Raw genomic sequence first — 5,652 nt, forward strand, 5'->3', positions numbered from 1 at the left:
GCCAGCTCCCTGATCAGGATGTGCATCTCGTGCTGGACCCTCCGGATGTGAAGCAGCGAGCCCGGAGTTGGAAAGGATGGTTGAAGCGCTCCCAGGTCAGCACCTTCGTGGCGTGGGTCGATGGAACGGTCACAGGTGGGGGTCTGAGCCGGAGAAACACCGGCCGATCCAGCCTATACAGCTTCGTGAAGTCCAACGACTAATTGTTTACCCAGGGTGGCTAGAGCTTGTTCTATCCTGGGTAACTTTGAAGGATGCTTAGGATTAAGAAGCCTTCTTACTTCTTTTTCATCACAATTCATGCGCCTGGCAAGCTCAACTTTAGTGATTTTTGCATCTCTTATAGCAAGGTACAGCGCTGCTTTTGCGGAAAGTTGGACTGGAAGTAATATGGAATATTCTCCTTTTTTAGGCTGAGAGGAATCGGGTATGGGAAGATCGCTTGCAATCCGGTTGGCAATGGCTTCCTCAAGGCAATCTACCGCTTCCAACAAAGCATCATCGACATCTTCTCCCTGGGTAATGGCCTCTGGCAGGTCTCGGAATGTAACAACATATCCTCCTTGTTCAGTTTCCGATGTCAGTTTGGCGGGATAAATAAAGCTTTGCATGGTGATCTCATTTCCAGTCATGATAAAATATCGGACAATATTGACCGAGAGTCAAGGACTTTAAGCATAAATCCCTCTTAGTTGTCATCCCGTTGCAACGGGATGACAGTGATAAGGTTTTTGAGTAGTTAAGGTTAATCAAAACGACTTCCGTTTAATATTTCTATTCACAAATGGAGAAAATTAATTTGAAAACGAAACATATTTTCTCTATTTTCGAATACTAATCATTATTATTCAAGGAGTAAACAATGAAACTGCTTTCGAGGTCAGAAGAGATCATATTATTATCGATCTGGAAACTCCGGAAAAATGCCTATGGGATGTCCATCCGGGGACAAGTGGCAAAAGTGACCGGACGCACCTGGTCGTTCGGCGCTATTTATGCGCCACTAAACCGGCTGCTTAAAAAGCACCTGGTGCTATCGATCGAAGGCGAACCAACTCCGGAACGCGGCGGCCGGCGAAAAATTTATTATGAGCTTACAAAAGAGGGAAGAGAAGCTTTACTTAAGATTCAACAAGTGCATGAAGCTATCTGGATTGGTATTCCCTCTTTGGAATCGAGTTCGGTTAAATGAAGAATCCTCAAAGTCAGCGTTTTCCCAAAATAGCCGAATGGTTATTGTCTCATATAACTGAGTCATCCATTCGCTACTCGGTGCTTGGGGATTTCGAAGAACAATTTCAATATTACGCGGAAGAGCACGGCCTACTTTACGCCCATCTCTGGTGTTGGCTGCAAATTATGAAATCATTGCCACCCTTTATTTTTGAATCAATCTATTGGAGTCTTATTATGTTAAAAAATTATTTTAAAGTCGCCTTTAGAAACTTGCTCAATCAAAAAATCTACTCATTCATTAATATTGCCGGGCTGGCAATCGGTCTTGCTACTTGTCTCTTGATCACAATTTTTGTGATCGATGAGTTGAGCTACGACCGCCATCATGAAAAAGCTTCTCAAATCTACCGTGTAGTTTTGGATTTAAAATTGGGAGATACTGAAATAAAAGCGCCACTTTCAGCGGCGCCAATGGCACAAACATTAGTCCGGGATTTTCCGGAAGTATTATCCGCAACAAGAATAATAGGAGGATTCTTTGGACCAGGGACAGCAAATATTCGATATGGAGTGAAAGTTTTCAAAGAAAACAAAGTATTATATGCTGACTGAAGTTTCTTTGATGTCTTCACTGTGCCATTTATTTCCGGTGATGCAAAGATTGCCTTAAACCAACCGAATACAATTGTGATTACAAAAGCAATTGCAGAGAAGTATTTTGGCACTATTGATCCAATGGGGAAAATGTTGATCTTTAGCAATCTTAATTCAGAATATAAAATTACCGGTGTGGTTGAAAATAACCCTGCCAATTCGCATTTCCATTTTGATTTCTTGGCTGCACTCTCATCCCTTCCAAGAAGTCGAAGTCCAAGTTGGACGGATAATTCATTTTACACCTACATCGTTCTGCAAAACGGGATTTCTCATCGCGTATTGGAAGCAAAGTTTCCAGCTATGGTCAGTAAATTCATTGGTCCGCAGCTAAAAGCAATGGGTGTTACCCTTGAAAACATGGCTGATTCAGGAGATCGGTGGGTCTATTTATTAGAAGCGCTTACTGATATTCACCTGCATGCAAATTCATCTTACGAATTCGAACCAAACGGCAATATCGTTTATGTAACTATATTCTCTTCAGTTGCTATTTTAATCTTGCTAATCGCCTGCATCAATTTTATGAACCTTACAACCGCCCGTTCAACCGGCCGAGCGAAAGAGGTTGGTGTTAGGAAAGTATTAGGCTCCCATCGAAAACAATTGGTTCAACAATTCCTGGTCGAATCATTGTTTGTTACTTTTTTGGCATTCATTATTGCAATAAGTCTGGCAAACCTTGCATTACCACTTTTTAATTCTCTATCCGGGAAAAATATGACAATGGCATTCTTTCAAGATGGCTATATGCTTTCAGGTTTATTTGGATTATTTCTTTTGGTCGGTTTGCTTTCCGGTATTTATCCTGCTGTCGTGCTTTCTTCTTTCAGGCCAATACAAGTGTTAAAAGGGCAACTTGGCACAGGGAATCAATATCATTGGCTTAGAAGCTCATTGGTGATCTTCCAGTTCACCATTTCAATGATCCTTATTGTCGGGGCACTTGTTGTTAATGGTCAACTGGATTACATGCAAAATAAGAAATTAGGATTTAATCAAGAACATATTCTGGTTATTGATCAAATTGAGTCAATTGGCGAAAAGATACCAATTCTTAAGCAAAAGCTCCTGGCACACCCAAACGTAAAAAACGCAACTGTCTCGTTAACTCTACCTGGCAAAATGTTTCCAGCTCACCCATTTCAACCTCAAGAAAATGATCGAACCTATGTTTTTCAACTACTCACTGCTGACCCCGATTTTATTCCCACTTTTGAAATCAACCTTTTAACCGGGAGAAACTTCTCTAAAAACATACCAACAGATTCTGATGCATTCATTTTAAATGAAGCAGCTGTCGTTGCTTTTGGGTGGAATAATGCAGATGCTATCGGTAAACAATTTAAACCATCTGCTGGCTTCGCTGCAAAAAAAGTGGTCGGTGTAGTTAAGGATTTTAATTTTAAGTCTCTTCATAATAAAATAGAGCCACTGGTTATCGCCTATTCTCAAAATGGTCAGTATATGTCAGTGCGTGTACAACCGACCTCTCTACAAGCCACTGTTGCATTTCTTGAAAATAAATGGCGGGAGATTGCTCCGGATAAAACTTTTGAATATATGTTCCTCGATCAAATCGTTGAAGAATTGTATAATGCAGAAAAAACAAGTAGTCAGGTTTTCGCGGTGTTTGCCGGTCTCGCTATATTCATTGCATGTCTTGGCCTTTTTGGATTAACATCATTTTTAATGGAGAAACGCAGTAAAGAAGTTGCACTTCGCAAGGTTGTTGGAGCCACAGTGGCACATGTCGTTGTCTTGCTTTCGCGTGACTTTGGCAAACTTGTCATCATAGCGATTTTTGTCGCAACTCCGATTGCCTATTTTGTAATGAACAACTGGTTACAATATTTTGCGTATCGGGAGGCCCTGACTCCTTTGCCATTTATCTTTGCAGGTATTGCCACTCTCTTTATTTCTTTGTTAACAGTTGTTAACCAGGTGATAAAATCAGCCTTAGCAAACCCCATCGATTCAATTCGTTATGAATAAGAATAAAAAAAGTTGTCTGCAAGCGCCGTTCTGAAGAAAATTTCCGCAGAATTGTCGCTTATGCTTCCTATTTTGCCATTGTCATCGCTTGCTTTGGCCTTTTTGGCATTACATCACTCTCGGTAGCGCGGCGTTTAAAAGAGATGGGAATTCGCAAAGTCCTGGGAGCCTCTGTCGGGAAAATTCTTGCACTGTTTAATCAGGAATTTATTGTATTGCTGATCATTGCAAACCTGCTTGCCTGGCCTGGAATTTACCTGGCAATGAATAGCTGGCTAAATAATTTTGCCTATAAAATAGATCTCGGCATCGGTGTGTTTTTGATTTCAGGCCTCGGCGCGTTACTGCTGGCAATTATTACCATCAGCGTACAAGCGATGAAAGCGGCTTATTCAAACCCGGCAGATATTTTGAGACATGAATAAATCTCTTTTTATGAATTCCAAAAATAAAAGCCGCTAATAAATTTGAAAAACCAATTTTGGCCATGATAAAATCTCAGTATGCAGAAATCGCTTTTTCATAATAACAATAACGTCATTCTGAACGAAGTGAAGAATCTCTTGATTTTATAGAGTAAGAATGCTAAAGATCCTTCGCTGGCGCTCAGGATGACATTTCGTTGTCTTTATCAGCTTTCTGCAACAGCCTCTTAAGCCAGGTGTTAATGACATTAAACAATATTAAATAACCGTTTCAACGGTTTCAGAGCAATGGCTAATTTTATGATAATCCAATAAATAAATGATTGACGAATTGATGGATTCATTAGAAAATCTCCTCGCAAATGGCAAACGAAACCAAACAGATGATCTGGAAGAATACGTTGCGCAAGCCATTGAGAATAACAGGTTGGTTGCAGAAATAGTCGCACTTTCGAAGCACAATAAAGCCAATATTGCAGCGAGAGCCATTTGGATTGTCAGGAAGCTAACTGAAACTTCTGCTGAATTATTATCAAAATACAAACCGATCCTTTTGAATGACCTGACCCAATCTCCATTTTGGGAAGTTAAAGCTGAATTATGCCACATTATCCCCAAACTTAAACTGGACTACGAAGAGATTAAGGGAGCCATTGCTTTTTTCAAAAATAACCTCGATGATAAAAGTAAAATCGTAAAAGCCTGGTCGCTGGATGCGTTGTATGAATTATCGAAGATAGAAGCAAAGATTGGCCCTGAAGTAATAAAACTTTTGAATATTGCACTTGAAGATGAAGCTGCGTCGGTACGGGCAAGAGCGAGGAAAATTCTTAAAAAAGTAGATTCAAAAAAATCATAAATCACAAAGGGCACAAAGACACGAAGATAATTGGTGAATAGTAAGAATGTAGTTTTTAATTCATTAGCTGATAAAGGTCAGTTAGTCGAGCGTTGAACAAACAACTTTTTGAAATCAAAAATATTGATGACTTTTATCTTGGGAAAGTTAATCTTCTCCAATACGGAAAAATGTTCGTCATTAGTAATCAAATAATCGACATTTGCGCTTACTGCACAATCGACGAATTTATTATCCTCGGGGTCAATGTCAATCAATTTCCATTCGTAATAAATATTCACCAGATAAACGTTAGATAGCATTAACAAAGCATGAATTACATCTTTTGCAACTTGGGGATTAAACTTCTCAGAGATAACTTCTTCACTCACATTTCTCACTTCAAATTGAGGCCAATTGCCTGTGCCCATTTATTCGATTACAGAAATCCGTTTAAACTGATTTTTTGGCAAAAATCGCGTGAAACTAATCATTTCACCCCGAAGGGGTTCGGCACTGTGAGGAGGCTTGATGGCTATAAATATTTCACTCCTATCGGAGTTA

General features: G+C 39.8%; 7 protein-coding genes. 5 read left to right on the top strand and 2 right to left on the bottom strand.

The features are described 5' to 3' along the window. Nucleotides 1-173: 173 nt before the first annotated feature. A complete protein-coding gene (locus IIC38_19745) occupies nucleotides 174-611 on the bottom strand; it encodes a type II toxin-antitoxin system HicB family antitoxin (protein MCH8128156.1) in 438 nt (145 codons plus the stop codon). A 251-nt stretch (nucleotides 612-862) separates the two neighbouring features. Here IIC38_19745 and IIC38_19750 point away from each other — a divergent pair, with 251 nt between their 5' ends. The 5 genes from IIC38_19750 (at nucleotide 863) to IIC38_19770 (ending at nucleotide 5,109) form a co-directional block, all read left to right on the top strand. Continuing rightward, nucleotides 863-1,192, top strand: a complete 330-nt coding sequence (locus tag IIC38_19750; GenBank protein MCH8128157.1) for a helix-turn-helix transcriptional regulator — start codon at nucleotides 863-865, stop codon at nucleotides 1,190-1,192. Continuing rightward, entirely contained in the window at nucleotides 1,189-1,788 is a 600-nt protein-coding gene (locus tag IIC38_19755) for an ABC transporter permease (GenBank protein ID MCH8128158.1), read from the top strand. Before IIC38_19750 ends, IIC38_19755 begins: the two co-directional genes overlap by 4 nt. A gap of 21 nt (nucleotides 1,789-1,809) precedes the next feature. Next, nucleotides 1,810-3,825: an FtsX-like permease family protein gene (locus IIC38_19760; GenBank protein MCH8128159.1), complete on the top strand. Its 2,016-nt coding sequence runs from the start codon at nucleotides 1,810-1,812 to the stop codon at nucleotides 3,823-3,825. A 143-nt stretch (nucleotides 3,826-3,968) separates the two neighbouring features. Then, on the top strand, nucleotides 3,969-4,250 hold the full coding sequence (locus IIC38_19765) for a hypothetical protein (GenBank protein MCH8128160.1): 282 nt from the start codon (nucleotides 3,969-3,971) through the stop codon (nucleotides 4,248-4,250). Between the two features lie 319 nt (nucleotides 4,251-4,569). After that, nucleotides 4,570-5,109: a hypothetical protein gene (locus tag IIC38_19770; protein MCH8128161.1), complete on the top strand. Its 540-nt coding sequence runs from the start codon at nucleotides 4,570-4,572 to the stop codon at nucleotides 5,107-5,109. A 77-nt stretch (nucleotides 5,110-5,186) separates the two neighbouring features. Here the strand turns inward: IIC38_19770 and IIC38_19775 are convergent, their stop codons facing one another. Next, complete coding sequence (locus IIC38_19775; GenBank protein MCH8128162.1) at nucleotides 5,187-5,519, bottom strand: hypothetical protein; 333 nt, start codon at nucleotides 5,517-5,519, stop codon at nucleotides 5,187-5,189. Between the last annotated feature and the right edge of the window lie 133 nt (nucleotides 5,520-5,652).

This window comes from candidate division KSB1 bacterium (genome assembly GCA_022566355.1).
In the GTDB taxonomy this organism is placed as follows: domain Bacteria; phylum Zhuqueibacterota; class JdFR-76; order JdFR-76; family DREG01; genus JADFJB01.